Below are 26,464 nucleotides of genomic sequence, written 5' to 3'. Positions count from 1 at the left end.
GGTCAGCTGGTCAAAAACTCCACCATGGCCTCGCCCAATTCCTTCTTCGTGACCGCAGCCATGTGATTGCCGGGAATCTCGACATAGTGGCCGTTTGGCAGCGTATCGACAAGCTCCTGCGCCACGCCATTATCGTGGTCATCGACGCCGCAGATGACTTCGGTCGGCTGCATGAAGGTCGCGATCGTTTCGGCCGACGTGTCCACGAACGTGTTCAGGATGTGCAGAAGCGCGACCGGATCGCCCTTCGTCGTCTTCAGGAAGGCTTCCGTCATCCATTCCGACGTGCCGCGCTCGAACGTGCCGAGGTTGGTGAGGACGTTGCGATAGTAGCCGCCCTTGTCGAGCGTATTGACAAGGCCGCGCAGTCCCATGCCAGCAAGGATCACCCGGCGCGGGGCTGCGCCGCGCGCCAGCATCCGCACCGTCGTCCGCGCGCCCAGCGAATAGCCGCCCAGATCATAATCGGTGAGGCCCAGCTGGTCGATGACAGCCAGATTGTCGTCCGTCAGGGCATCGGGCGGATAGGCGGCGGGATCATGCGGTTTGCCGCTTTCCCCATGCCCGCGCAGGTCCGGCATGATCAGCCGGAAGCCAGCCTCCACAAGCCGCGCGGCATGGCCGTAACGGATCCAATTGGTCCAGGCGTTGGAGAAATAGCCATGGATGAGGACGAGGTCGCGTCCCTCCCCAGCGATATGGACCGCAATGGGAAGACCGCCCAGCCCCTCGACTTCCACTTTCTCTAGCTCAAGGCCGGTCATGATCACTCCCTCACTGTGTCGACGCTGCTCGATATGGCCTTGGCATCGCCTTGTCGATGGCGGCGTAGGCCAAGGATCAGCAGGGCGATTAGTGCACCTACCTGAGCGGCCGCCATGTCCTTCTGCGGGTCCCAGACGTCGCCTTGCTGACCATTATACCAGTCAGCGGTTTCTCCTTCCGCCATCAACGTCAGCAGCCATTCGAAACTTTCATAAAGGGCGCTGATGAAGCCGATCGTGACGAAGCCGAAGGCCAGGCTCCAACCCAATGTCACGCCGCCCCGCCGCCGCGCGATCTGCGCCAGCGGGTGCGTCAGAAGCAGGCCAAAGGCGAAATGAACGAGCCGGTCATAGCCATTGCGCTGCCACCCGAAGGTGCTCGAAAGGTCATGGCCAGTCATCGAGCGCGCCCAATCGTCATAGGGCACATAGGAATAGATGTAGCGTCCGCCCAACGTATGCAGGAGCAGGAATAGGGTGATGCAGCCCACTGCGCCATTATTCAGAGGCCAGCGGCGCAGGAGCCACGGCGCAGCCAATGCGAGGGCGATTGTCGGCCCATGCTGTAACGGCGCGAGTTGGGGAAATGGCTGATTGATCTGGGCAGCGGCGATGGCGCCGATCAGCAGCAGGATCATCCGGCGCTGCGCTATCGGAAGGCTTTTCCAAACAGCGGCAGCGCCGGAGATCATAGATGGCCTCAGCCCTTCTTCAGGTGACGGCGGCCCAGCAGTTCGGCGATCTGCACGGCGTTCAGCGCCGCGCCCTTGCGCAGATTGTCGCTGACGCACCAGAGGTTCAGGCCATTTTCGATGGTCGAGTCCTCGCGGACGCGGCTGATGAAGGTGGCATAATCACCCACGCACTCGACGGGGGTGACGTATCCGCCATCCTCCCGTTTGTCGACGAGCATCACGCCCGGCGCTTCACGCAGGATGTCCTGAGCTTCCTTGGCCGAAATCTCGTTCTCGAACTCGATGTTCAGCGCTTCGGAGTGACCGACGAACACGGGCACGCGCACGCAGGTCGCGGTCACCTTCACCTTGGGATCGAGAATCTTCTTGGTTTCCGCCACCATCTTCCATTCTTCCTTGGTCGAACCATCGTCCAGGAAAACGTCGATATGCGGGATCACGTTGAAGGCGATCTGCTTGGTGAACTTCTTCGCCTCGGCCGGATCGCCCACGAAGATGTTGCGCGACTGTTCGAACAGCTCGTCCATGCCCTCTTTGCCAGCGCCGGAAACGGACTGGTAGGTGGCCACGACGACGCGCTTGATCTTCGCGGCGTCATGGAGGGGCTTGAGCGCAACGACCATCTGCGCGGTCGAGCAGTTCGGGTTCGCGATGATGTTCTTCTTCTTGTAGCCATCGATCGCGTCCGGGTTCACTTCGGGGACGATCAGCGGGACATCGGGGTCCATGCGGTAGAGCGACGAATTGTCGATCACCACGCAGCCAGCCGCAGCAGCCTTGGGCGCATATTCAGCCGTCGGGCCGGAGCCAGCGGCGAACAGGGCGATGTCCCAGCCCGTAAAGTCGAAATGCTCGATATTTTTGACTTTGAGCGTCTTGCCGGTGTCACCGAAATCGATTTCGGTGCCCTGCGACCGGGGCGATGCGACCGCCGCGATCTCGTCAATCGGGAACTCGCGCTCGGCGAGAATGGTCAGCATTTCGCGGCCCACATTGCCCGTGGCACCGACGACGACGACCTTGTAACCCATGACTAGAGACTCCACTCCATGCAAAATTGCGCAAGGGCGCGCCATAGCGTTGTCCCGGCAATTGTCCAGCATGAAGCGGCTTTGCGGCCCGATAGCCCTTATTTACCCGGCTGCGGCTCCTCGGGCGCGGTTCCGTTGCGGCGAAGGAAATCCTCGATCGTGCGCCACAGGTGGATGCTGACACCGGGGCCGCCCACCCGATGTGTCTGGCCAGGATAGACCATCATCTCGAACGGTACGGCGGCGCTCTGCATCCTGGCCATCAAGGCGGTGGCGTTGTCGAACACGACATTGTCATCGGACATGCCGTGGATCAGCAGCATCGGGTCCTTGATCCTGACGGCATCGTCTATCGCTCCGGACGCCGGATAGGCGCTTGGCCGGTCCTGCGGCTTGCCCAGATAGCGCTCAGTATAATGCGTGTCATAAAGCTCCCAGCGGGTAACGGGAGCGCCCGCGATCGCGGCGGAGAACAGGCCTGGCGCCTTTTCCAGCAGCTTGATCGACATATAGCCGCCATAGGACCAACCATAGGTCGCGATCCGATGCGGATCGACATAGGGCTGCGCTTTCAGCCACTCGACGCCCTTTAGCTGGTCGTCGACTTCTACCGTGCCCATTGCACGATATAATTGATCCTCGAACGCCTTGCCGCGATCCGGCGTGCCCCTGTTATCGATTGCAAAGACAATCCAGCCGCGATCCACCAGATATTGATAGACGGGCGATCCCCATTGGTTAGTGACGACCCTTCCCGCGCCCGGCCCGCCATAATGCAGCATGAAGACCGGGTATTGCTTGCCCGGCTCCAGCGGCGGAGTCATGATCCGCGTATAGAGCGTTGACCCATCCGCCGTCTTGATCGTGCTGAAGCGGGTTTTCGCGTGGCTGGCGAGGTAGGGGGCATAGGGGTGATCCCCGGTTATGGCATTTTCCGAGAGCCACCGAAGTCGCTTGCCGCTGTCATCCGCCAGATAGACTTGCCTGGGCTGGTCCGTATTGCTGCGAGAGATCACCAGATGCGTTGCGCCGCTGTCCATCACCCCATCGTTCCACCAGCCATTGCTCGTCAACTGCCGCAACGGCCCCTTGCCCGACAGGGAGCCTGCGTAAAGCTGCTGCTCCAAAGGCGTTTCGCGATTGCCGGTGAAATAGACGATGCCCTGACGCTCATCGACCGCCACCACGTCCCGCACTTCCCATGTGCCACTGGTCAGCGCGACCCACTTGCCGCCGCGAACATGATAGAGATGGCCGTGCCCCGTCTTCTCCGACCACCACAGAAAGCTGCCGTCATTCAGCGGCTTGAAATTATTGCTGAGGTTGATCCAGCTTTTCGCTCTTTCGGTGAGGACGATCCTGGACTTGCCCGTCGCAGGATCGACCGCCAGCAGATCGAGCCGCTTCTGATCACGGGTCTGGCGCTGGACATAGAGCGTTCGGCCGTCCTTGGACCAATCGACCCGCGCCAGATAGATGTCGCCGTCATCGCCAAGGTCGACCTTCACCTGGCCACTGCCATCCGGCCGCATGACATAAAGGTCGACCAGCGCGTTGGGCGTGCCCGCAACAGGATAGCGTTGCTGATAGACCTTCGTGCCTTCGCCGCCGATCGCCGTGCGGGTAACGATACCGACCGGCCCTTCATCCACGCGAGCAACCGCGATCAACTGGTCGTCGGGCGACCACCAATAGCCTGTGCGCCGGTCCATTTCCTCCTGCGCCACGAACTCGGCCACGCCCCAACTGACCGTCTCGCTCGCCCCCTGCGTCACCTGCCGCTCTCGCCCACCGATCGGCTGCACGAAGAGGTTGCCGTCGCGCACGAAGGAGACAAAGCCGCCCCTGGGACTGACCACGCCATTCAGTTCGCTGCTCGCAGTGTTGGTCAAGCGCGACACCTGGCCATCAAGCGATGCAAGGTAAAGATCGCCATCCACAGGGACGAGGATGTTCTTGCCATTGGGAGCCCAGTCATAGCTGGCGATCCCGGTGCTGCCTGCAACCGACCGGTCCCGTTCGCGCTGCATCTTTTCCGCTTCTGAAAGCTCGGCGCCGCTGCCGGTCTTCCTAGAATCCACCAGCATGCGCTCAGCCCCAGTCGCGCTGTCGATGGCCCAAAGGTCCAGCCGTTCTTTCTCGTCCGCGCGGGGCTTGAGCAGCGTAACAAGCTTGCCATCTGGCGAGAGTTTCAGCGCGCGCGGCTGAGGCCCCGACAGGTCGGGATTGGCGAAGATGCGCTCCAGCGTCAGTTGCTGCTGTGCCGAAACCGGGATGGCAGCACTTGCCAGCAGTGCCAGAGCGGCTGCGCTGCCCTTCAACAATGAGGACATCCTTATCCTTTCGCCTCGGCCAAGACAGCCGGATGTATCGCCGCGAGTTAACGCGGAGCGGACGAAAAGATCAATGTAGGGACATAATCTTTCTCACCATGACCGAGGAGATCATGGTGGGCGCGACAGGGATTGAACCTGTGACCCCACCCGTGTGAAGGGTGTGCTCTACCGCTGAGCTACGCGCCCCCTGAAAGGAGGATGCGGCCATTGGCATCGGCTACGGCTCCTGTCAAGACGAGCTTGGATGGGGAGTTGCAAATTGCACTCATTGCCTTTTAGGCATGAAAGTTTAGTGGCAGGAACGATAAAGGGAGTGACTATCGATGCGTCAGACCATTGCCCTCATGATCACTGGGCTTCTTCTCACCAGCTTGGCGGCCTGCAACACGGTCAAGGGCGTTGGCCGGGACATTGAATCGGTCGGCCGGGCCGGCGAAAGGGCGATGTAAGGATAGGTCAGCCCTTTCTTCACCGATTATTGAAGGATGCGGTTAGTCATGGCCGCGCTTCTTTCCACCTTCACGCCGTCGCAATCCGGCTGGCCGCAGTTGCATGCCGCGATAGTGTAGCGGACACCGCACATCACAAGGACGTCATGGTCAAAGGTATAGTTGGAAATCCCTGCCCGCTCGACCTTCTCTCGCGCTCTGGCTTTCAGAGACATGTGAAATTTCCTCCCATTCACCGTCTGGACATGATCTTTGCTGCTCTGCACAAAGTCAATTGACCGGGATCGGTTCCTGAATGGATTGTCATAAATCCGTCCAGAAAATGACACGATCCAACGCCCTCCGCTACTATGCTTGCGCGGTAGCCCATTCGCACCCATATGCCGCGCCATGAACGACCAACGCTCCTCCGCCATGCCCGTCTGGCACGGCACCACCATCATGTCCGTACGAAAAAATGGGAAGGTGATCGTGGCCGGTGACGGCCAGGTTTCCATGGGCCAGACGGTGATGAAGCCCAATGCCCGGAAGGTTCGCCGCTTGCATGATGGCTCAGTCATCGGCGGTTTCGCTGGAGCGACGGCTGACGCTTTCACCCTGTTCGAGCGACTTGAAGCGAAGCTGGAACGGCACAATGGGCAGTTGATGCGCGCCGCCGTGGAGTTGGCCAAGGACTGGCGCACCGACAAATATCTCCGCAATCTGGAAGCAATGATGATCGTCGCCGACAAGGAAGTGACGCTGATCCTGACGGGCAATGGCGATGTGCTGGAGCCGGTCGGCGGCGTGGCGGCTATCGGATCAGGCGGCAATTTCGCGCTCGCAGCAGCCCGCGCGCTTGTTGAGTATGAGGAAGATGCAGAGACGCTTGCGCGTAAGGCGATGGCCGTGGCGGCGGAAATCTGTGTCTATACCAATGATCAACTCGTGATCGAAGAATTGGCGAGCGTGACCTAGTCTATCAAAGCCCCTCCCTTCCAAGGGAGGGGTTGGGGTGGGTCGCGGAACGCGCGTCCTGGCCTACCCCGATAAGTTGCCAGCGATTGCTGGCGCAATCGCACCCACCCCTGCCCCTCCCTAGAAAGGGAGGGGGGAGCCCGAAATGAACGACAATCTGACACCCAAGGCCATTGTTTCTGCTCTCGACGCGCACATCATCGGTCAGGCCGACGCCAAGCGCGCGGTTGCCGTGGCGCTGCGCAACCGCTGGCGCCGACAGCGCCTCTCGCCCGACCTGCGCGATGAGGTGACGCCGAAGAATATCCTGATGATTGGCCCCACCGGCTGCGGCAAGACCGAGATTAGCCGCCGCCTTGCCAAGCTCGCAGACGCGCCCTTCGTGAAGGTTGAGGCGACGAAGTTCACCGAAGTCGGCTATGTTGGCCGCGATGTGGAGCAGATCGTGCGCGATCTGGTCGAGGAAGCGGTGCGCCTGGAAAAGGACCGGCGCCGCGAAGCCGTGCGTGAGGCCGCGTCGGACGCCGCGATGAACCGGCTGCTCGATGCCCTCACCGGCAAGGAAGCGAGCGAGGCGACCCGCCTCTCCTTCCGCCAGCGGATCGAAAACGACCAGATGAACGATGTCGAGGTTGAGGTGGAAGTCGCCGACAGCCCCTCCATGCCGATGGAAATACCGGGCATGGGCGGCCAAGTCGGCATGATCAACCTGTCCGACATGATGTCAAAGGCGTTCGGCCAGACCCAGAAGAAGCGCCGCAAGCTGCGCGTAGCCGAGGCCTGGGACAAGCTGGTCGAAGAAGAGCAGGACAAGCGGCTGGATCAGGACGATGTCGCCCGCGTCGCCATCGCGAGCGCTGAGCAGAATGGCATCGTCTTCCTCGATGAGATCGACAAGATCGCCGTCAGCGATGTGCGCGGCGGTTCCGTCAGCCGCGAAGGCGTACAACGCGACCTGTTGCCGCTGATCGAAGGAACGACGGTATCGACCAAATATGGCCCGCTAAAGACGGATCACATCCTGTTCATTGCATCGGGTGCTTTCCACGTCGCGAAGCCCAGCGATTTGCTGCCGGAGCTTCAAGGGCGCCTGCCGATCCGTGTCGAGTTGAAGGCGCTGACGGAGGATGATTTCGTCTCGATCCTGTCCGACACCAAGGCGAGCCTTGTTGCGCAATATCGCGCACTGTTGGCGACCGAAGGCGTTACGATCGACCTGACGCCCGACGGCATTCGCGCGGTCGCGAAGATCGCTGCCGAGGTGAATGGCGAAATCGAGAATATCGGCGCCCGCCGCCTCCAGACCGTCATGGAAAAGCTGCTGGAGGATGTGAGCTTCGAAGCGGAGGATCGTCAGGGCGAAACGCTGGTGGTCGATGCGGCTTATGTCGAGAAGCAGCTTAGTGAGGTGGCGCGGAACACCGACCTCAGCAAGTACGTGCTGTAGTTCTCTCTAGCCCCTCCCTTTCAAGGGAGGGGTTGGGGTGGGTCGCGAGCGAAGCGAGCCCGTCTACCTATCGTCGGAGCGCGGGCGCCGCTAGCGCGGCGCACCCACCCCCATCCCCTCCCTTGAAAGGGAGGGGCGTTTTTAGGTTCAGTAACTGCGCCCAACCAGCACGCGCTCGACAGCTTTCTCGCTGGTGAAGATGCATGCACCATCAGCAGCGTCCGCATCCAGCGGCACGTTGCGCAGGGTCAGCTTCTCACCCTTCAGCCACTCGATCACCTTGTCGAGCGCCGGACCCGTGGGCTTGGACCATTGCACCAGCGCCCAGCCCTGCTTCTTGCTCGCGGCAAAATAGGCTTTGAGCGCATCCAGCGACGTAATCGACTTGTCGATGTTCCCATGCAGCCGAGCCTGCGCATCGGCGAACAGAGCCTGCTGAATCTCCTCCAGCATGCCGGTCGCAGCGGTCAGGAAATTACCCTTTGCGACGATCTGGCTGTCGAGCTTCCCATCATCACGATAAAGGCGATCGCGGCGCAGAACCGATACGTTCCCACCCGCAACGTCGCGGCCGCCCACCTCGATCACGATCGGCGCACCCTTCTTTACCCAGCCCCACCGCTTGTTGGCGGCTTTGGCGGGTCGTTTGTCCAGAAGCGCGCGGACGGGCTCGCGGAATACGTCCTGCTTGTTCAACTCGGCGACCAGATCGGCGCAATAATTCAGGATCGCGGCATCCTCGTCATTATCGCGCAGCATCGGCACTACCACGATCTGATAGGGCGCAAGGCGGGGCGGCACGCGCAGGCCGTCATCATCGCCATGCACCATGATCAGCCCGCCGATCATGCGGGTCGACATGCCCCAACTGGTCGTCTGGGCCAGCTCCTGTTGCCCTTCGGCATTCTGGAACTTTATGTTCTGCGCCCGCGAAAAAGTCGTGCCGAGGAAATGCGACGTGCCGGCCTGAAGCGCCTTACCGTCCTGCATCATCGCTTCGATCGAATAGGTCGCGACAGCACCGGGGAAGCGTTCATTCTCCGGCTTCTCGCCAGCGACCACCGGCAGCGCGACGCACTCTTCGGCGAAGCTGCGATAGACCTCCAGCATCTTCATCGTCTCTTCCATCGCCTCATCTACGGTGGCGTGAGCCGTATGCCCTTCCTGCCAGAGGAACTCGGCAGTGCGCAGGAACATGCGCGTGCGCATTTCCCAGCGGACGACGTTGGCCCATTGATTGATCAACACCGGCAGGTCGCGCCAGCTCTGCACCCAGCGGGAAAAAGCCGCGCCTATCACCGTTTCCGAAGTCGGACGAACCACCAGCGGTTCTTCCAGCTTCGCCTCGGGGTCGGGCACCAGCTTGCCGTCCTTCTGGATCAGCCGGTGATGCGTGACGACCGCCATTTCCTTGGCAAAGCCGTCCACATGCTCCGCCTCCTTTTCGAAATAGGAAAGCGGGATGAAGAGGGGGAAATAACAGTTTTCGTGGCCGGTTGCCTTGATCCGCTCGTCCAGCAACTTCTGCATCCGTTCCCAGATGCCGTAGCCCCATGGCCGAATGACCATACAACCGCGAACGCCGCTTTCCTCGGCCATGTCGGCTTCGCTAACGACGGCCTGATACCAGGCGGCGAAATCCTGTTCGCGGGTAACGGAAAGGGCGTGCTTCACGGGTCCGGCCTTGTTCTTCGACTTAAAGGATGGCGCGCCATAGGCGAAGCGCGCCGTCCCGTCGACCCCGAACGCGCGGGCTCAGCCCAGCTTGTCGATCTTCGCATTCAGGGCAGAAAGCTGCGCCTTCAAATTCGCGATCTCGTCGTCCTTGCTGCTTTCGGAGGCAGGCTGCGCAGGCGCCGATGCGCCCGGCATCCCCGGCATCGTGGGCATTCCGGGCACGTTGCCGAAGGCATTGGCCGCAGCTTCGAACATCTGCATGTTGCGCTTGGCGATCTCTGCCAGCGGGCCACCGCCAAAGGCGCCCTTCATCGCTTCCTGGAACTGCATCTGGTTCTTGCGGAACGCATTCATCGACTCTTCCAGATATTGCGGCACCATCGACTGCATGGAATCGCCATACATGGCGATCAGCTGGCGCAGGAAGTTGACGGGCAGCATGTTCTTGCCCCGCTGCTCTTCCTCCATGATGATTTGCGTGAGGACATTATGCGTAATGTCCTCCCCGGTCTTGGCATCCACGACCACGAACTCGCGCCCCTCACGAGTCATTTGCGACAGCAGATCAAGAGTGATGTAACTGGACGTTTCCGTGTTATAGAGACGCCTGTTCGCATATTTCTTGATGATGACCGGCTCTGATTCATTGGCGGTCTTGGTTTTGGCCATGGATTCCTCTCCCACACCTGTACATTCCGCATTAGCACAAGGCGTTGCCGCACCGCAACATGGCCCTCGGCCATTGCCCCTCTTTCTCGACATTTTATGGCGGGAAACGGAGCATGACCCTGATCTGCGACGGGCAGCTTTCCAAGGTCTGCGTAAATATCAGGACGCCACCCGGCCGTCTCCGCCACCGGCGCCCGCCGTCTTTGCTGCGGCCGGAAGCGCCAGATTGCTGCGATACGGCAGGGAAAATGGCCGTGCGCCCGTCGTCTTCATCCCTTCACTTATCAACCCGCCACAGGTTCTGGACCTGTCAGAAGGGCGATCCATGCTGCGCCACATGGCCGCAGCAGGACATGACGCCTATCTCGTCGATTGGGGCAGCCCCCGTCCCGAGGACGCGCACCTTGACCTTGAGCATCATGTGACGAAGCGCCTTCTTACTCTGCTGGAAGCTCTCCCCCACCCGCCCATTCTCGTGGGCTATTGCCTGGGGGGCAGCCTTGCGCTGGGCGCGGCGGCCGTTGCTGAGGTGAAGGCCGTCGCCACCATCGCGGCGCCGTGGCAATTTAATGGCTTTCCCGATGCCGACCGCAACCTTATCGCGTCACTCTGGCGTGGCGCGAAGGCCACCAGCGAGCAACTCGGCTATGTGCCGATGGAGGTGCTGCAATCAGGCTTCTGGGCGATGGACCCGGCCCGCACCATCCGGAAATATGCGGCGTTCGCCGGAATGGAGCCAGGCTCTGAAGCGGAGCGCGCTTTCCTGGCCGTGGAGGATTGGGCGAACGGCGGATCCCCCCTGACCTTCGCGGCAGGCCAGGAGCTGTTCGAGAACTTCTACGAACGCAATGTCACTGGCCACCGGCAATGGCGAGTCGATGGCAAGACGGTCGATCCTGAAAGCCTTCGCTGCCCGACATTCTCCGTCCGATCCGCCACCGACCGGATCGTCCCGGCCAGCGCCGCGCCGGAACTGGCCGATGGCTTTACATTGCAACTCGGCCATGTCGGGATGATCGTCGGAAGCAACGCCCGCCAGCTGCTCTGGGACCCGCTGTCCCTATGGCTTTCAACCCATCGAGGTTGATGATATTGCAACCGCGAACTGAAACCCTTGATCGAGGACAGGACTTTGTCAGACATCGTCATAACCGCTGCAAAGCGTACCGCCGTCGGTAGTTTCATGGGCGCATTCGGGTCCACGCCTGCGCATGAGTTGGGACGCACCGCCATCATCGCGGCGCTTGATCAGGCCGGGGTTGCGGCTGAGGAGGTCGACGAGGTCATATTGGGCCAGGTCCTGAGCGCGGCGCAGGGGCAGAACCCCGCACGTCAGGCCGCCGTCAACGCCGGAATTCCGGTGGAACGCACCGCCATCGGGATCAACCAACTGTGCGGATCGGGCCTTCGCGCGGTCGCGCTCGCGGCGCAGGCGATCAAGGCGGGTGATGCCCGCATCATGATCGCGGGCGGTCAGGAAAGCATGTCGCTCGCCCCCCATGCGCAATATCTGCGCGGCGGGGCGAAGATGGGTCCGGTCTCATTCATCGACACGATGACGCATGATGGCCTGACCGATGCGTTCAACAACTACCACATGGGCGTGACCGCCGAAAATCTGGCGGAGCGCTATCAGATCAGCCGCGAAGCGCAGGATGAATTCGCCGTGGCAAGCCAGAACAAGGCGGAAGCCGCGCGGGCTTCGGGCCGGTTCAGGGACGAGATCGTCCCGGTGACAGTGAAGGGTCGCAAGGGCGATACCATCGTTGATGCCGACGAATATATTCGCGCTGGCGCTACGCTGGCAGCGATGCAGGGCCTGCGCCCCGCGTTCAAGAAGGACGGCAGCGTAACCGCAGGCAATGCCAGTGGCATTAATGACGGCGCTGCTGCACTGGTCCTCATGACCGCAGCCGATGCCGCCCAGCGGGGCGCTACTGTTCTTGGGCGTATTGCCGGCTTTGCCACCTGTGGGGTTGACCCTTCGATCATGGGCATCGGTCCCGCCCCCGCTTCGCGCAATGCGCTTGCCAAGGCGGGTTGGTCGCTGGCTGACCTTGACCTGATCGAAGCGAACGAGGCTTTCGCGGCCCAGGCGCTGGCGGTTGGTCAGGAACTGGGATGGGACCCGGAAAAGGTCAACGTGAACGGCGGCGCGATCGCCATCGGCCATCCGATCGGAGCGTCGGGAGCGCGCGTGCTGACCACGCTGCTTTACGAAATGCAGAAGCGCGATGCGAAGAAGGGCCTTGCAACCCTCTGCATCGGTGGTGGCATGGGCGTTGCCATGTGCATCGAAAGATAGTTGGTAATTGGGCCGCCGGATCGAGTTCGGCGGCCTACCCGACGTCCTTATTCCCAGATCCGATCGTAACGGGGACCAAGGCTGGTCAGCAGTTCATATTGCGATAGGCCGGATAGCATAGCGGTCGCAGGCAAGTCATATGCGATGTCGAGCCAATCTCCTTCGGACACCGAAGGAATAGTAGATACATCCACCGCAACGAGGTCCATCGAAACCCGTCCCACGACCGGCAGTTGAACGTCGCCCGCGCTAACCATCCCTCGACCGGAAAAGCAGCGCAAATAGCCGTCCGCATAGCCGATGTTCAACACAGCTATTTCCATGTCACGCTCGGCGATATGAACCGCGTTATAGCCTATCCCATCGCCTGCGGGCACATGGCGCCTTTGCAGCACCTGCGCCTGCGGAAAGACGACTTGCGCGATGTTTCCGACGGCTTCGGTTCTGGGAATGCCGCCATAAAGCGCCAGCCCTGGCCGCGTCAGGTCAAACGCAAAGGCTTGCCCCAGGCAAATGCCCGCGCTGTTCGCCAGGCTGTAACGGCGCGCGGTAGCTTCACCAGTTAGGGCGCCGAAGCGATCAAGTTGCAGTTTGCTTAGCCCTGTATCCTCATCGGCCGACGCCAGGTGACTGAGCAGCGTATCGACCGTCAACCCGTCCAAAGCGGCGGCGACGTCACTCCGCCAATCCAGTCCGAGCCGGTTCATGCCCGTATCAACCATGACGTCGCAGGCACCTCCACCGGCCGCCTTCCACCGCGCGATCTGATCCGCCGTGCAGAGAACGGGCCGCGCGCGTGACGCGATCGCCGTTTGCATATCCTCGCCGCGCACGCCGTGGAATACGGACAGGTTGATCCCATCCTGCAGCATCGGCTCCAGCAAAGCCGCTTCAGCCCAGTTGGATACGAAAAAGTCCCGGCAGCCCGCAGCGATCAGGCGGCGCATCACCTCGACCGCGCCAGTGCCGTATCCATTCGCCTTGATAGCGGCGCCACATGCTGCGCCGCCGCTATGCCGTTGCAACCAGCGCCAGTTATTCACAAGTGCGCCGCCATCGAGGCAAAGACGCAGCGGAGCGATAAATGCGGTCATCGCCGTTGCGATAGCGGCATCCAGTACAGGCGTCGAGGATTTCCCGGGCGCGGCTTCTTGCTCCGGGCTCAGCAATTGCCGACGTGACCGTAATGCAATCGCGGACAGCCCGTCCGTCCCCGAAAAACCGAACCTGACGCAGCCCCTACCGGCTACGCCGCACGGGGTTTCGGTATCCATCAAATTTGGGCGCGGACGGGAATTCCCACCGCGCCCAACTCCAATTCCTATTCCAGTTCCAGAATGATCGCGTCCACCGGCAGGCTTTCGCCTTGCGCGGCCGACACGCTCTTCACCACGCCCGCCTTGGCAGCGCGCAGGATATTTTCCATCTTCATCGCCTCGATCACGGCGAGCGGCTGACCGGCCTCGACCTTGTCGCCTTCGTTCACGTTCAACGCGACCAGCAGGCCCGGCATCGGGCAGATCAGGAAGCGCGACAGGTCCGGCGGGATCTTTTCGATCATATGTTTGGCATGGGGGGCGGCATGGGCGGGCAAAATGCGCAGCTTGTGGCTGGCCCCATGCGCCGTCAGCACGAATCCGGCGCGAACCGGCGCGATCTTAACCGCCAGCAGTTCCTCGCCAAACTCCGCCTCAATCAGGCGATCACCCGGTGTATATTCCAGCGCCATATCGATCGCTTCGCCATCCACGGTGACGTCATCCCCGTTGATGACCACGTCATGGACCGCCTCGCCAATCTTCACCTGCCAGCTGGTGGGAGCGCGCAACTTCTTGCCAAGCTGTCCATCGATGCGGCGGGCACGATCGGCCTGCGCCATCGCTGCGAACGCGCCAATCGCCGAAAGCTTCTTCAGCAGCGTTTCGGAAGCCGGAGCGCCGGTAAAGCCATCCGGATATTCCTCCGCGATGAAGCCGGTGGTGATGTTGCCCGAACGGAAACGCTCATGCTGCATCAGCGCCGACACGAAATCGATATTGTGGCCCGGTCCATCAATCTCGAACTGGTCGAGCGCGGCAATTTGCTTGTCGATCGCTTCCAGGCGGGTCGGCGCCCAGGTGATGAGCTTGGCGATCATTGGATCGTAGAACATCGATACTTCGCCGCCTTCGACCACGCCGTCATCGACGCGAACACCGTCGCCGGTTTCAGGCGGATTGTAACGGATCAGGCGGCCCGTCGAGGGCAGGAAGCCGCGATAGGGGTCTTCGGCATAGACGCGGTTTTCGATCGACCAGCCGTTGATCTTCACATCGTCCTGCGCGAACGACAGTTCCTCGCCATTGGCAACGCGGATCATCTGTTCGACCAGATCGACGCCGGTGATTTCTTCGGTCACCGGATGTTCCACCTGCAAACGGGTGTTCATTTCCAGGAAGTAGAAACCCTCGCCGGTCTTGTCCGCGCCCGACACGATCAACTCGACCGTGCCCGCGCTGAAATAGCCGACCGCGCGCGCCAGGGCGACGCACTGCTCACCCATCTTCTTGCGCATTTCGGGGCTGACGAAAGGCGAAGGCGCTTCCTCGACCACCTTCTGATGGCGGCGCTGGATCGAACATTCGCGCTCGTTCAGATAAACGATATTGCCGTGCTGGTCGCCCAGGACCTGAATTTCGATGTGGCGCGGGCTTTCGATGAACTTCTCGATGAACACGCGGTCGTCGCCGAAGCTGTTGAGACCCTCGCGCTTGGTCGCCTCAAAGCCTTCGCGGACATCCTGCTCGGAATAGGCAAGGCGCATGCCCTTGCCGCCGCCGCCGGCCGAAGCCTTCATCATCACCGGATAGCCGATCTCGTTGGAGATGCGGACGGCATGTTCGGTGTCCTCGATCACGCCGACATAGCCGGGGACAACATTGACGCCAGCCGCCTTGGCGAGCTTCTTGGACTCGATCTTGTCGCCCATCGCGGCGATGGCGTTGGCGGGAGGACCGACGAAGATGATACCCTCTGCGTCGAGCGCTTTGCGGAAGCTCTCACGTTCCGACAGGAAGCCATAGCCGGGATGCACGGCATCGGCGCTGGTCGCCTTGCACGCCTCGATGATCTTGTCGGCGAGGAGGTAAGACTGCGCGGCGGGCGGCGGGCCGAGATGCACGGCCTCATCCGCCATCAGCACATGGGGGCTGCGAGCGTCCGCATCCGAATAGACCGCTACGGTCTTGATGCCCATCTTCCGCGCGGTGCGGATGACGCGGCATGCAATTTCGCCACGGTTCGCGATCAGGATCTTGGTGATTGCCATTATCTATCCTTGTCCCAGTCCTATTTCTCTCACCCTTCCGGGTGAGCCAATTGAAGGTCGCCGCTCCTCGTCATGCCGGACTTGATCCGGCATCCCGCTGCCTTTCATTGCCATAGCAGCAACGGAAAGCGGGACCCCGGATCAAGTCCGGGGTGACGAATTGGCAGGTGTCTCGTTCACTCCGCCGCTTCCAGGTGCCCGTGCGGTTGCGCCATCATCGGCGCCAGCCCGAGCTTCCCCAGCAGCGCACTATCCTTGTCATCCCCGGCATTGGCCGCAGTCAGCAGCTTATCGCCGGTGAAGATGCTGTTCGCGCCCGCCATGAAGCAAAGCGCCTGACACGCCTCGCTCATGCTCTCACGCCCAGCGGAGAGCCGCACCATCGATTGCGGCATGACGATCCGTGCCACAGCGACGGTGCGAACAAACTCCACCTCGTCGATCTTGGCGAGCGGCGTGTCCTTCAACATATCGCCCAGCACGGTCCCGGCCACCGGCACCAGCGCGTTGATCGGCACGCTTTCGGGATGCGGCATGGTGCCCAGCGCATGGAGGAAACCGATCCGGTCGCTCCGCGTCTCACCCATGCCGACGATCCCGCCGCAGCACACATTGATGCCCGCATCGCGCACATTTTCCAGCGTCTCGATCCGATCCTCGAAGGTCCGGGTGGTGATGACGTTGGCGTAATTTTCCGGCGAGGTGTCGATGTTATGGTTGTAATAATCGAGCCCAGCATCCGCGAGTTGCTTCGCTTGATCGGACGACAGCATGCCTAGCGTCATGCAGGTTTCCATACCCATCTGGCGAACGCCCTTCACCATTTCGATGAGCTTGGGCATGTCCCGTTCCTTGGGATTGCGCCACGCCGCGCCCATGCAGAAACGGCCCGAACCATGGTCTTTCGCCTGCGCCGCCGACTGAAGCACGGCCTGCACGTCCATCAGCTTGGTGGCCTTCAGGCCGCTGTCCGCCTCGGTCGACTGGCTGCAATAGCCGCAATCTTCTGGGCAGCCACCGGTCTTGATCGACAGCAGGGTCGACAGCTGCACTTCATTGCGCGGATGGTTCGCGCGATGGATCGATTGCGCCTCGAACATCAGGTCGTTGAAGGGCAGGTCGAACAGCGCGGCAATCTCGTCGCGGGTCCAGTCGGTGCGCGGGCTAGTCTGGGTCAAGCGGCTTCCTCCAGCCCCGCCGGGGGCATATTGTGGCCGAGGAGGCGCAGCACATCAGCCGCGCATTCAACGACATTAGAGCCCGGTCCATAAATCCCCTGCACGCCCGCGTCACGGAGATAGTCGTAATCCTGTGGCGGAATGACGCCGCCTGCGATCACCTTGATGTCGTTGCGACCCTTTTCGCGCAACTGCCGGATGAGCTCGGGGATCAGCGTCTTGTGCCCCGCAGCCAGCGACGAAGCGCCCACCACGTCCACGCCGCTGTCCAGCGCAAGAACCACCGTTTCCTCTGGCGTCTGGAACAGCGGGCCGGACACGATGTCAAAACCCATATCCCCGAAAGCGGATGCAATGACGTTGGCGCCCCGGTCGTGGCCGTCCTGTCCCATCTTGGCGATGAGGAGTTTCGGTTTGCGACCGAGGCGCCGCTCGACGGCCTGCACGCCGTCAAGAACCTGTTTCCACCGGCTGTCCTGCGCATAGGGCTTTGCATAGACGCCCTTCACCGGCGTCGGCACGGTGCCATAGCGATCGAAGCTGTCCTCCATGGCGGAGGAGATTTCGCCCAGCGTGGCACGCGCCCGCGCGGCTTCGACCGCATGGGCGAGCAGGTTGTTTTCGATCGACTGCGGCCCAGCCGCCGCAGCACGCAGGGCTTCCAGCGCGGCCTGACAGGCGGCCTCGTCACGTTCCGCCTTCACCCGGTTGATGCGAGCGATCTGCGCTTCGCGAACCTTGCTGTTATCGACCTCCAGCGTTTCCAGCAGATCTTCGTTGGCGAGGCGATATTTGTTGACGCCGACGATGACGTCCTCACCCCGGTCAACGCGCGCCTGGCGGGCAGCAGCGGCGGTTTCGATCATCGCCTTGGGCCAGCCTGCGGCAACGGCCTTCGCCATCCCGCCTTCGGCTTCCACACGGTCGATGATTTCCTGCGCCGCATCGACCAGTTGCTGGGTCAGCGCTTCGATATAATAGCTGCCACCCAGAGGATCGACGACATTGCACATGCCGGTCTCTTCCTGGATGACGATCTGCGTGTTGCGCGCGATGCGGGCCGAAAAGTCGGTCGGCAACGCGATCGCTTCGTCCAGCGCGTTGGTGTGCAGCGACTGCGTGCCGCCCAGCATCGCCGCCATCGCTTCGATGGTGGTGCGCATGACGTTGTTATAGGGGTCCTGCTCGGTCAGCGACACGCCCGATGTCTGGCAATGGGTGCGCAGCATCTTGCTACGCTCATCCTTCGCGCCAAGATGCGTCATGACGCGATGCCACAGCACGCGCGCGGCGCGCAGCTTGGCGATTTCCATGAAGAAGTTCATGCCGATGGCGAAGAAGAAGCTCAAACGCCCGGCAAATTTGTCGATGTCGAGGCCGCTCTCCACGCCATAGCGCACATATTCCGCGCCGTCCGCGATGGTGAAGGCCAGTTCCTGCACCTGCGTCGCCCCGGCTTCCTGCATATGATAGCCGGAAATGGAGATGCTGTTGAACTTCGGCATCTCGCGGCTGGTATAGCCGAAAATGTCGGAGATGATCCGCATGCTGGGTTCAGGCGGGTAGATATAGGTGTTACGGACCATGAACTCCTTCAGAATGTCATTCTGAATGGTCCCGTCCAGCAGCTTGCGCTCGACCCCCTGTTCCTCGCCCGCGACGATGAAGAAAGCGAGGATCGGGATCACCGCACCATTCATCGTCATGGAAACCGACATCTTGTCGAGCGGGATGCCGTCGAACAGGATCTTCATGTCCTCGACACTGTCGATCGCCACGCCTGCCTTGCCGACGTCACCCACCACGCGCGGATGGTCGCTGTCATAGCCGCGATGGGTGGCAAGATCGAAAGCGACCGACAGCCCCTTCTGCCCCGCCGCCAGATTGCGGCGGTAGAAAGCGTTGGATTCCTCGGCAGTGGAAAAACCCGCATATTGCCGGATGGTCCAGGGACGGCCCGCATACATGGATGCACGCACGCCACGCGTGAAAGGAGCAAAGCCCGGCAGTCCGGGATCGACAGTTACGTCCTCGGCGGTATAGAGCGGCTTGACGGTGATCCCTTCCGGGGTCTCCCAGTTCAAATCCTTGCCCTTCACCTCCTTGGAGGATGCGGCGGCCCATTGGTCCAGCGTCGGCTTGTCGGTCATCGTTCCCATTCCTTTCCTCGCCCCTTCAGGGGAGAGGATACGCAGGCTCGTCAGCTTGGCTGACTAGCCGGAGTTGGAGAGGGGGAAAGCCCCTCTCCGCTGCGACTAAGGCCTGCTTCGCAGCCCAAAGTCTCGCCGCCTCTCCCCTGAAGGGGCGCGGCGAATTAGTGGCTGCCCTTCGGCGTCTCCATGATCTCGGTCAGTACCCCGTTCATGTCCTTGGGGTGCACGAAGAAGATCAGCGTCCCATGCGCACCGATGCGCGGTTCGCCCAGCACCTTCTTGCCGAGCCCCTCGAACCAGGCCTTGGCTTGCATAATGTCGGGCACTTCATAGCACATATGATGCTGCCCACCCGCCGGGTTCTTGGCGATGAAGCCGTGAATGGGTGAGTTCTCGCCCAAAGGCTCGATCAGCTCGATCTGCGTGCCTTCGCTCCCGTTCTCACCCGGCGTATCGACGAAGCACACCTTCACCCCCTGCGCGGGCAGGTCGAACGGCTCATGCGTCAGTGTCGCGCCCATGACGTCGCGATAATAGGCAAGCGACGCTTCCAGCGAAGGCGTTGCAACGCCGATATGGTTCAAGCGGCCGAGTTTCATTTCACTTCCATCTATTCTCGTCACCCCAGCGAAAGCTGGGGTCCCATGCCTTTACGTTTCACATAACCGCCCGAGATCCCAGCTTTCGCTGGGATGACGGCCTTTGGGACATCAAAGCGGAATATTATCGTGCTTCTTCCACGGATTCTCCAGGCTCTTGTTGGCCAGCTTGCGCAGGCCCAGAGCGATCCGCTTGCGGGTCGAATGCGGCTGGATCACCTCGTCGATAAAGCCCTTGCTCGCCGCCACGAATGGGTTGGCGAAGCGATCTTCATATTCCTTGGTCTTGTCCGCGATCTCTTCGGGCGTCTTGCCGCGGAAGATGATCTCGACCGCCCCCTTCGCGCCCATCACGGCGATTTCGGCGGTCGGCCATGCATAATTCAAGTCGCCGCGCAGATGCTTGGACGACATAACGTCATAGGCGCCGCCATAGGCCTTGCGCGTGATGACGGTGATCTTCGGCACGGTCGCTTCCGCATAAGCGAACAGTAGCTTCGCACCGTGCTTGATGATGCCCGAATGTTCCTGCGCGGTGCCCGGGAGGAAGCCCGGCACATCGACAAAGGTGACGATCGGAATTTCGAACGCGTCGCAGAAGCGGACGAAACGCCCCGCCTTCTTCGATGAATTAATGTCGAGCACACCGGCAAGTACCATCGGCTGGTTTGCGATGATGCCCACGGTCTTGCCCTCGATCCGGCCGAAACCGCAGAGGATGTTGCCCGCATGAGCAGGCTGAACCTCGAAAAAGTCGCCCTCGTCCACGACCTTGCGGATCAGCTCATGCATATCATAGGGCTGGTTCGCATTGGCCGGGATCAGCGTGTCCAGGCTCTCTTCCATCCGGTCCCACGGATCAGCGCTCGGCCGCTCGGGCACCGGCTCCCTGTTCGATGCGGGTAGGAAGTCCACGAAATCGCGTGTCGCCAGCAGCGCCTCGATATCATTTTCGAACGCCACGTCGGCGACGCCGGACTTGGTCGTATGCGTCACCGCGCCGCCCAGTTCTTCCTGGGTCACGATCTCATTGGTGACGGTCTTCACCACGTCCGGCCCCGTGACGAACATGAAGCTCGAATCCTTCACCATGAAGATGAAGTCGGTCATCGCGGGCGAATAGACCGCGCCGCCCGCGCACGGCCCCATGATCACGCTGATCTGCGGCACCACGCCGGACGCCAGCACGTTACGCTGGAAAATCTCCGCATATCCCGCCAGCGAAGCAACGCCTTCCTGAATGCGCGCGCCGCCGGAGTCGTTGAGGCCGATCACGGGCGCGCCGACCTTCAGCGCCATGTCCATGATCTTGCAGATTTTCATCGCGTGGCGTTCCGACACAGCGCCGCCATAGACGGTGAAGTCCTGGCTGAAGACGAAAACGAGGCGGCCGTTGATCGTTCCGGACCCGACGACGACGCCGTCGCCCGGGATATGCTGTTCGTTCATGCCGAAGTCGACGCAGTTATGCTCGACATACATGTCGACTTCTTCGAAGCTGTCCTCATCCAGCAGGACGTCCAGACGCTCCCGCGCGGTCAGCTTGCCCTTGGCATGCTGCGCGTCGATACGGCGCTGGCCACCGCCCAGGCGCGCGGCCTCACGCTTGGCTTCCAGCTGTTCGATAATGGCGAGCTTCGACATATAGAATATCTCTCCGGTGACGACACGGTCGGCTACATCTGCCCCCTTTCCCTTCTTTCGCAATTTTCGCAAATGCAAATTTGCCAATTTGCAAATCACGATTTCGCAAATTATGGGCGGGGCATGGCAAGAGGCAATCGTATTTTCGCTGGTCCGCGTCTGCGGCAGCTTCGCTTGGACCACCGGATGGATCAGGCCACCATGGCGCAGGCGTTGGGGATTTCGGTCTCTTATCTCAGCCAGCTGGAAAATGACGACCGTCCCCTCACTGCCAAGGTGAAGGCGGCCGTCGCCAGCGCCTTCCCCACTGATTGGGCCAGTTTCGACAGCCGCGAGGAAGAGCAGTTGCTCGGCGCCTTCACCTACGCACTGGCCCATCCGGAGCTGTCCGGCCCGTTGATGGAGCCGGAAAGGATTGAGAAGCTGCACCTCCAGTTCCCGGAGTTCGCAGCCCGCTACATCGACCTCTACAACGCCCATATGCGCGCGAATGAGCGCATCAACATGATCGAGGAGGCGATAGCCAACGATCATGAAGTGCAGGCCCGCCTCCCTTGGGAAGCTGCTCGCGACTGGTTCCATGAGTCTGGCAATTATGTCCATGCGCTGGATTGCCTGGCGGAGGACATGGCATCCAGCTTCACGGCCGGGCAAGTTCTGGACGAAGGCATGCTGGTAGAGGCTCTCGCCCGCCGCCACGGCATTGAAACATTGATCGCGGACACGCCCGATTCAGCCCTGCGCGCCTATTCATCGAACGATCGCCGCCTGTTCGTGAACGCGGCTCTCCCCACGGAAAGCCGCAAGTTCATGCTATCTCACCAGCTGATGATGCTGGAGGGACAGGCCGTGATTGCCGACGTCGTGAACCGGGCCGCCTTGCCGGTGGAAGGCGCCGACCGCCTCCTCGCCATCGGCTTGGGCAATTATGCCGCTGGCGCGCTGCTGATGCCCTATGCCCAATTCCGGCAAGCCGCACGGGAAGTGCGCCATGACATAGATCGCCTCAGCCGCCGCTTCGGGGTGAGTTTCGAACAGGCCTGCCATCGCCTCTCAACCCTTCAGCGGCCCGGCCTGCGGGGCATCCCCTTCTTCTTCTGCCGCGTCGACATGGCGGGCAACATCACCAAGCGGCACAGCGCCACCCGCCTACAATTCGCCCGTTTCGGTGGCGCCTGCCCCTTGTGGAACGTGCATGAAGCCGTCGCCATACCCGACCGCATCAATGTTCAGCTCGGCGAAACGCCTGACGGCGTGCGTTACGTGTCCATGGCCAAGGGTTTGGTAAAGCCTTCGGGCAGCTATTCGCGCACCCCGCGCCGCTACGCCGTAGTCCTGGGGTGTGAAGTCGCCCATGCGGCGAATTTCGTCTATGCTGACGGGCTACAGCTGGAGATGGAGGGGGCCGCGACGCCGATCGGAATAACCTGCCGCCTCTGCCCGCGCCAAAGTTGCGACCAGCGCGCCTTCCCGCCCGCCGACCGGCCAATCCGCGTCGATCCCGACAACCGGCAGATCGTTCCTTACTGGATCGGCTGATCCGCCTCGCCAGCACCCAGCTTGCGGCAACTGGCCCTTTGCGGGCTTTTTCCGGCTGCTTAAGATCGGACTTATGGACCACGGCCTTTTTCACGGCGCCGAATTGCAGGCAGACCTAACGCGCGATGGCTTTGCCCGCATCGCCGGACCTTACATGCTGGCGATGCTGGAAGCCGATGCGGGATGCTGGGCGCAATTCGCCGATAGCTGGAACGACCTTGGTCCGGACTTCTATATGGCGGACGGGGGACGTTATCGGCGGCGGCGGCATGCCGCATTTCGCTGTGAACAGGGACATTTTACGCGCAAGCCCCACCAGCCACATTTCCAGAGCCGCGACTATAACCCGCTGAACGGCGACGTGCAGCGCTGGTTCGAGCCCGTCCATCAGGAGACGATCGACAATCCGGTCATGCAGGCAATCTTCGCTTTTTGCGCGGCGAACTTTGGAACCGATGGCGCACGGGAGTGGCACGTCGAAATGCACCAGTTCCGCATCGAAACGCGCGAGGATCATATCGGTCGCCCCACGCCTGAAGGATTGCACCGCGACGGAGTGGACTGGGTCCTCGTGATGCTGATCGAGCGGCGCAATGTGGACGAAGGCGTGACCCGCATCGGCGCGCCCGATGGTACGGCGCTGGGGGAGTTCACCCTCGCCCGGCCTGGGGACACGGTGCTGATCGACGACCGCCGCATCCTGCACGGCGTCACCGAAATCCGTCCCATCGATCCACGGCAAGCCGCGTGGCGCGACGCACTGGTCGTAACCTTCGCGGCGGCCCGCTGACCTATTTCAGCAGCACCAGTTCTTCGGCCATGCTGGGGTGGAGCGCAACGGTATCGTCAAACTGCTGCTTGGTCAGTCCCGCTTTCACCGCCACCGCCGCAGCCTGTAGAATCTCCGGCGCATCCGGCCCGATCATATGCAACCCGACCACGCGGTTTGTGGTCGCATCCACCACCATTTTGTACAGCGCACGTTCGTCCCGACCGGCAAGAACGTTCTTCATCGGGCGGAAGTCCGACGTATAAACCTTGACCGTGCCCAGCTTGTTCTTCGCCTGCGCTTCGGTCAATCCTACGCCAGCCAGGGGCGGATGGCTGAATACGGCGGACGGAACGCAGTCATAATCCACCGTCCTGGGATTGTCGCCAAACACCGTGTCGGCGAAAGCATGACCTTCCCGGATAGCCACCGGCGTCAATTGCAAACGGTTCGTAACATCGCCGACCGCATAGATGCTCTCGCAACTCGTGCGGCTATATTCATCGACCTTGATCGCGCCCTTGTCGTCCAGTTCCACGCCAGCATTTTCAAGGCCAAGCCCCTCGACATGCGGCTGGCGTCCCGTTGCAAACATCACCGTGTCGCAGGGGATGGGATCACCGTTGCTGAAATGCATGCACAGCGCGCCATCGTCATTTTTCTCGATCCGATCCATCTCCGCATTGAAGCGGAACTGGATGCCCTTCATCGTGGATATTTGCAGCAGCCGGTCACGGATCTGCTCGTCATAGCCGCGCAGCAGCGTCGAAGACCGATTGACGATCGTCACATGGCTGCCAAGCTGGTGGAAGATCCCCGCAAATTCATTGGCGATATATCCACCGCCCACGATCACCATGCGGTTGGGCGCATCGTCCAGGTGAAAAGCTTCGTTGGAAGTGATGCCATGTTCGGCCCCCTCCATCTCCGGGATCAAAGGCCAGGCGCCGGTCGCGATCAATATATATTTCGCCGTGACTTCGCGCCCGCTGCCGAGCTTAACCGAATGTGGTCCGGTGATCTTGGCTCGCTCCGGGATCAGCTCGACCTTATGGCTTTCCAGCGTGTTCTTGTAGAGCCCTTCCAGCCGGTCAACGTCGGCCAGAACATTGTCGCGCAGCACTTTCCATTCAAAATCGCAGTCGGGGACGTGCCAGCCAAAACGGCGCGCATCCTTCAGATCCTCGGCGAAATGGGCGCCGTAGATCAGCAGCTTCTTGGGCACGCAGCCGCGAATGACGCAGGTGCCGCCGACCCGATATTCCTCGGCGACCGCGACCTTTGCACCATGCGCCCCCGCCACGCGCGATGCCCGAACGCCGCCCGAACCTGCGCCGATGACGAAAAGGTCGAAATCATAGTCGCTCATGCTGATCTCCGCTGGATTGCGGCCGGATATGGCGGCTCTCCAGCGGAGTTACAATCATCTTAGGACGCTAAGCACCGCCCAACGCCAGCTCGATCAGCGCCATGGTCGAAGGATCAAAGCCCTTTGCGCCTTCCGCTTCGATCGACTTGGCGATCTCCTTGCCCAGTTCGACGCCGAACTGATCGAACGGATTGATCCCCATCAGCACGGCATTGGCGAAGGTCCGATGCTCATAAAAGGCGATCAGCGCGCCCAAAGCGTCGGGCGTCACGTCTTCCAGCAGGATCGTGGTGGAAGGCCGGTTGCCCGGATAAGCACGCGCCGGATCGCCGAGATTGTCCTTGCCCCGCATCAGGGCCGCGCCCTGCGCAAAGCAATTGACCAGCAAAGCACGATGATGCGCCGGGTCCAGCGCATGACCCGGCTCGATCGACGCGACGAACTCGACCGGCGCCACGATCGTACCCTGATGCAGCAGCTGGAACACAGCATGCTGAGCGTCAGTGCCGACGCCACCCCATGTAATCGGCGCTGTCGGCCCATCGACAGGCTCGCCATCGCGTGTCACGCTCTTGCCATTGCTCTCCATCTCCAGCTGCTGGAGATAGGATGGCAGCAGCCGCAGCCGCTCGTCATAGGCGAACAGCGCGCGCGTCTGGCATTCCATGAAGCGGGAATAATATTGGTCCACAAAAGCCGCGATCAGGGGAGCGTTATGAGCAGGATCGGACAGCCGGAAATGTCGATCCATGGCCGCCGCACCTTCCAACAGGCTTTCAAACGCGTCCCAGCCAAGCGCCAGCGCAGCCGGGAAGCCGATGGACGACCAGAGTGAATAGCGCCCCCCCACCGTCTCGGAAAATGGCAGAATACGCGTTTCGTCCACGCCCCATTCGATCGCCTTGTCGGGATTGGCGGTCAGCGCAATCACCTTGCCATAAGGATCGTCCACCCCCGCCTCGACAAGCCAGTTGATCGCGCTTGCGGCGTTTAACATGGTTTCGGTGGTGGTGAAGGTTTTGGACGCAATAGCGATCAGCGTTGCTTCCGGATCGAAGCGCGAGATTGCCCGCTCCAGCGCGGTCCCGTCAACATTGGACACGATTGCTACATCATAGCGCGCACCATCGCCGCCCAGCGCGTCCACGATCAGGTCAGGCCCCAACGCGGATCCGCCGATGCCGATGTGCAGGATATGGCGGATCGGCCCCAGCGCCTCTCCCTCGATCGCGTCGATCAGGGCGCGCATCCGGGCGTGCAGCATCTTGGCGCGCGAAACGCTCTGCGCATTGCCCTCGCCACGCTCGGCGGGATGCTCGGCCGCCCGGCCCTCGCTATTGTTGATCGGCTCGCCCGCGAAAAAGGCGTCGCGCCATTTGGCGAAGTCCATCTCCTCCGCCAGTTTCAGGAAACCGTCGAGCAGATCGCTGGTCAGATGCGTTTTCGACCAGTCGAAACGGATAGGCCCCTGCGTAAGGGTGAATTTGCTCAGCCGGTTCGGGTCTGCTGCGAAGACAGACTTGAGTTCGGGCTGCGGGATGGCCTTTATGGCCTCCAGTGCAGGGCTGGACATGGA

At 61.4% G+C, this 26,464-nt stretch carries 22 protein-coding genes and 1 tRNA gene; 7 read left to right on the top strand and 16 right to left on the bottom strand.

The window, feature by feature from the left end:
• Nucleotides 1-2: 2 nt before the first annotated feature.
• The 5 genes from AC6JBC_RS07440 to AC6JBC_RS07420 form a co-directional block, all read right to left on the bottom strand.
• Nucleotides 3-764, bottom strand: coding sequence for an alpha/beta fold hydrolase (locus AC6JBC_RS07440; protein ID WP_498023667.1), 762 nt, complete (start codon nt 762-764; stop codon nt 3-5).
• A 2-nt stretch (nt 765-766) separates the two neighbouring features.
• The gene (locus AC6JBC_RS07435; RefSeq protein ID WP_498023666.1) at nt 767-1,456 is read right to left on the bottom strand and encodes a DUF2238 domain-containing protein; all 690 of its coding nucleotides are present in this window, start codon (nt 1,454-1,456) and stop codon (nt 767-769) included.
• 8 nt (nt 1,457-1,464) lie between these two features.
• Nucleotides 1,465-2,490, bottom strand: coding sequence for an aspartate-semialdehyde dehydrogenase (locus tag AC6JBC_RS07430; RefSeq protein WP_498023665.1), 1,026 nt, complete (start codon nt 2,488-2,490; stop codon nt 1,465-1,467).
• 98 nt (nt 2,491-2,588) lie between these two features.
• On the bottom strand, nt 2,589-4,823 hold the full coding sequence (locus tag AC6JBC_RS07425) for a S9 family peptidase (protein ID WP_498023664.1): 2,235 nt from the start codon (nt 4,821-4,823) through the stop codon (nt 2,589-2,591).
• Nucleotides 4,824-4,937: 114 nt separating this feature from the next.
• Nucleotides 4,938-5,012, bottom strand: a tRNA-Val gene (locus AC6JBC_RS07420).
• A 137-nt stretch (nt 5,013-5,149) separates the two neighbouring features.
• Between AC6JBC_RS07420 and AC6JBC_RS07415 the strand changes: the two genes are divergently transcribed.
• Entirely contained in the window at nt 5,150-5,275 is a 126-nt protein-coding gene (locus AC6JBC_RS07415) for an entericidin A/B family lipoprotein (protein WP_097091531.1), read from the top strand.
• Between the two features lie 26 nt (nt 5,276-5,301).
• On the opposite strand, the gene AC6JBC_RS07410 is transcribed toward AC6JBC_RS07415, so the two are convergent.
• Nucleotides 5,302-5,490, bottom strand: a complete 189-nt coding sequence (locus AC6JBC_RS07410; protein WP_498023663.1) for a hypothetical protein — start codon at nt 5,488-5,490, stop codon at nt 5,302-5,304.
• A gap of 175 nt (nt 5,491-5,665) precedes the next feature.
• On the opposite strand from AC6JBC_RS07410, the gene hslV reads away from it, so the two are divergent.
• Both hslV and hslU read left to right on the top strand, forming a co-directional pair.
• Nucleotides 5,666-6,232, top strand: coding sequence for an ATP-dependent protease subunit HslV (hslV, locus tag AC6JBC_RS07405; RefSeq protein ID WP_498023662.1), 567 nt, complete (start codon nt 5,666-5,668; stop codon nt 6,230-6,232).
• 145 nt (nt 6,233-6,377) lie between these two features.
• Nucleotides 6,378-7,679: an ATP-dependent protease ATPase subunit HslU gene (gene hslU, locus AC6JBC_RS07400; protein ID WP_498023661.1), complete on the top strand. Its 1,302-nt coding sequence runs from the start codon at nt 6,378-6,380 to the stop codon at nt 7,677-7,679.
• A gap of 147 nt (nt 7,680-7,826) precedes the next feature.
• On the opposite strand, the gene proS is transcribed toward hslU, so the two are convergent.
• Both proS and phaR read right to left on the bottom strand, forming a co-directional pair.
• The gene (gene proS, locus AC6JBC_RS07395) at nt 7,827-9,353 is read right to left on the bottom strand and encodes a proline--tRNA ligase (RefSeq protein WP_498023660.1); all 1,527 of its coding nucleotides are present in this window, start codon (nt 9,351-9,353) and stop codon (nt 7,827-7,829) included.
• Nucleotides 9,354-9,434: 81 nt separating this feature from the next.
• Nucleotides 9,435-10,025 carry a polyhydroxyalkanoate synthesis repressor PhaR gene (gene phaR, locus AC6JBC_RS07390; RefSeq protein WP_498023659.1) on the bottom strand — a complete coding sequence of 197 codons (591 nt, stop codon included), beginning with the start codon at nt 10,023-10,025 and terminating at the stop codon, nt 9,435-9,437.
• On the opposite strand from phaR, the gene AC6JBC_RS07385 reads away from it, so the two are divergent.
• Both AC6JBC_RS07385 and AC6JBC_RS07380 read left to right on the top strand, forming a co-directional pair.
• Nucleotides 10,024-11,112, top strand: coding sequence for an alpha/beta fold hydrolase (locus AC6JBC_RS07385; protein WP_498023658.1), 1,089 nt, complete (start codon nt 10,024-10,026; stop codon nt 11,110-11,112). The two genes, phaR and AC6JBC_RS07385, sit on opposite strands and share 2 nt — an antisense overlap.
• Before the next feature lie 45 nt (nt 11,113-11,157).
• Nucleotides 11,158-12,330: an acetyl-CoA C-acetyltransferase gene (locus AC6JBC_RS07380; RefSeq protein ID WP_498023657.1), complete on the top strand. Its 1,173-nt coding sequence runs from the start codon at nt 11,158-11,160 to the stop codon at nt 12,328-12,330.
• Nucleotides 12,331-12,377: 47 nt separating this feature from the next.
• On the opposite strand, the gene alr is transcribed toward AC6JBC_RS07380, so the two are convergent.
• The 6 genes from alr to AC6JBC_RS07350 form a co-directional block, all read right to left on the bottom strand.
• Complete coding sequence (gene alr, locus AC6JBC_RS07375; RefSeq protein ID WP_498023656.1) at nt 12,378-13,424, bottom strand: alanine racemase; 1,047 nt, start codon at nt 13,422-13,424, stop codon at nt 12,378-12,380.
• Between the two features lie 227 nt (nt 13,425-13,651).
• Nucleotides 13,652-15,637 carry an acetyl-CoA carboxylase biotin carboxylase subunit gene (locus AC6JBC_RS07370; protein ID WP_498023655.1) on the bottom strand — a complete coding sequence of 662 codons (1,986 nt, stop codon included), beginning with the start codon at nt 15,635-15,637 and terminating at the stop codon, nt 13,652-13,654.
• Between the two features lie 176 nt (nt 15,638-15,813).
• Entirely contained in the window at nt 15,814-16,815 is a 1,002-nt protein-coding gene (bioB, locus tag AC6JBC_RS07365) for a biotin synthase BioB (RefSeq protein WP_498023654.1), read from the bottom strand.
• Nucleotides 16,812-18,965, bottom strand: a complete 2,154-nt coding sequence (gene scpA, locus AC6JBC_RS07360; RefSeq protein WP_498023653.1) for a methylmalonyl-CoA mutase — start codon at nt 18,963-18,965, stop codon at nt 16,812-16,814. Before scpA ends, bioB begins: the two co-directional genes overlap by 4 nt.
• Nucleotides 18,966-19,129: 164 nt before the next feature.
• A complete protein-coding gene (mce, locus tag AC6JBC_RS07355; protein WP_498023652.1) occupies nt 19,130-19,567 on the bottom strand; it encodes a methylmalonyl-CoA epimerase in 438 nt (145 codons plus the stop codon).
• A 111-nt stretch (nt 19,568-19,678) separates the two neighbouring features.
• Nucleotides 19,679-21,211, bottom strand: coding sequence for an acyl-CoA carboxylase subunit beta (locus AC6JBC_RS07350; protein ID WP_498026024.1), 1,533 nt, complete (start codon nt 21,209-21,211; stop codon nt 19,679-19,681).
• Nucleotides 21,212-21,334: 123 nt separating this feature from the next.
• Here AC6JBC_RS07350 and AC6JBC_RS07345 point away from each other — a divergent pair, with 123 nt between their 5' ends.
• Nucleotides 21,335-22,750: a helix-turn-helix domain-containing protein gene (locus tag AC6JBC_RS07345; RefSeq protein ID WP_498023651.1), complete on the top strand. Its 1,416-nt coding sequence runs from the start codon at nt 21,335-21,337 to the stop codon at nt 22,748-22,750.
• A 73-nt stretch (nt 22,751-22,823) separates the two neighbouring features.
• A complete protein-coding gene (locus AC6JBC_RS07340; protein WP_498023650.1) occupies nt 22,824-23,540 on the top strand; it encodes a 2OG-Fe dioxygenase family protein in 717 nt (238 codons plus the stop codon).
• Between the two features lies 1 nt (nt 23,541).
• On the opposite strand, the gene gor is transcribed toward AC6JBC_RS07340, so the two are convergent.
• Nucleotides 23,542-24,888: a glutathione-disulfide reductase gene (gor, locus tag AC6JBC_RS07335; RefSeq protein ID WP_498023649.1), complete on the bottom strand. Its 1,347-nt coding sequence runs from the start codon at nt 24,886-24,888 to the stop codon at nt 23,542-23,544.
• Nucleotides 24,889-24,955: 67 nt separating this feature from the next.
• Nucleotides 24,956-26,461 (bottom strand): glucose-6-phosphate isomerase, encoded by a 1,506-nt coding sequence (gene pgi / locus AC6JBC_RS07330; protein ID WP_498023648.1) that lies wholly within the window; start codon nt 26,459-26,461, stop codon nt 24,956-24,958.
• Between the last annotated feature and the right edge of the window lie 3 nt (nt 26,462-26,464).

The organism is Sphingobium sp. RC1 (assembly GCF_059738765.1).
Note: the sequence above shows the minus strand (reverse complement) of the source record. Positions and strands in the feature narration are given on the sequence as shown.

Coding starts and splice junctions, on each gene's coding strand:
- AC6JBC_RS07440 (WP_498023667.1), bottom strand. CDS start 764: ATGACCGGCCTTGAGCTAGAGAAAGTGGAAGTCGAGGGGCTGGGCGGT.
- AC6JBC_RS07435 (WP_498023666.1), bottom strand. CDS start 1,456: ATGATCTCCGGCGCTGCCGCTGTTTGGAAAAGCCTTCCGATAGCGCAG.
- AC6JBC_RS07430 (WP_498023665.1), bottom strand. CDS start 2,490: ATGGGTTACAAGGTCGTCGTCGTCGGTGCCACGGGCAATGTGGGCCGC.
- AC6JBC_RS07425 (WP_498023664.1), bottom strand. CDS start 4,823: ATGTCCTCATTGTTGAAGGGCAGCGCAGCCGCTCTGGCACTGCTGGCA.
- AC6JBC_RS07415 (WP_097091531.1), top strand. CDS start 5,150: ATGCGTCAGACCATTGCCCTCATGATCACTGGGCTTCTTCTCACCAGC.
- AC6JBC_RS07410 (WP_498023663.1), bottom strand. CDS start 5,490: ATGTCTCTGAAAGCCAGAGCGCGAGAGAAGGTCGAGCGGGCAGGGATT.
- hslV (WP_498023662.1), top strand. CDS start 5,666: ATGAACGACCAACGCTCCTCCGCCATGCCCGTCTGGCACGGCACCACC.
- hslU (WP_498023661.1), top strand. CDS start 6,378: ATGAACGACAATCTGACACCCAAGGCCATTGTTTCTGCTCTCGACGCG.
- AC6JBC_RS07385 (WP_498023658.1), top strand. CDS start 10,024: ATGGATTCCTCTCCCACACCTGTACATTCCGCATTAGCACAAGGCGTT.
- phaR (WP_498023659.1), bottom strand. CDS start 10,025: ATGGCCAAAACCAAGACCGCCAATGAATCAGAGCCGGTCATCATCAAG.
- alr (WP_498023656.1), bottom strand. CDS start 13,424: ATGACCGCATTTATCGCTCCGCTGCGTCTTTGCCTCGATGGCGGCGCA.
- AC6JBC_RS07370 (WP_498023655.1), bottom strand. CDS start 15,637: ATGGCAATCACCAAGATCCTGATCGCGAACCGTGGCGAAATTGCATGC.
- scpA (WP_498023653.1), bottom strand. CDS start 18,965: ATGACCGACAAGCCGACGCTGGACCAATGGGCCGCCGCATCCTCCAAG.
- mce (WP_498023652.1), bottom strand. CDS start 19,567: ATGAAACTCGGCCGCTTGAACCATATCGGCGTTGCAACGCCTTCGCTG.
- AC6JBC_RS07350 (WP_498026024.1), bottom strand. CDS start 21,211: ATGTCGAAGCTCGCCATTATCGAACAGCTGGAAGCCAAGCGTGAGGCC.
- AC6JBC_RS07345 (WP_498023651.1), top strand. CDS start 21,335: ATGGCAAGAGGCAATCGTATTTTCGCTGGTCCGCGTCTGCGGCAGCTT.
- AC6JBC_RS07340 (WP_498023650.1), top strand. CDS start 22,824: ATGGACCACGGCCTTTTTCACGGCGCCGAATTGCAGGCAGACCTAACG.
- gor (WP_498023649.1), bottom strand. CDS start 24,888: ATGAGCGACTATGATTTCGACCTTTTCGTCATCGGCGCAGGTTCGGGC.
- pgi (WP_498023648.1), bottom strand. CDS start 26,461: ATGTCCAGCCCTGCACTGGAGGCCATAAAGGCCATCCCGCAGCCCGAA.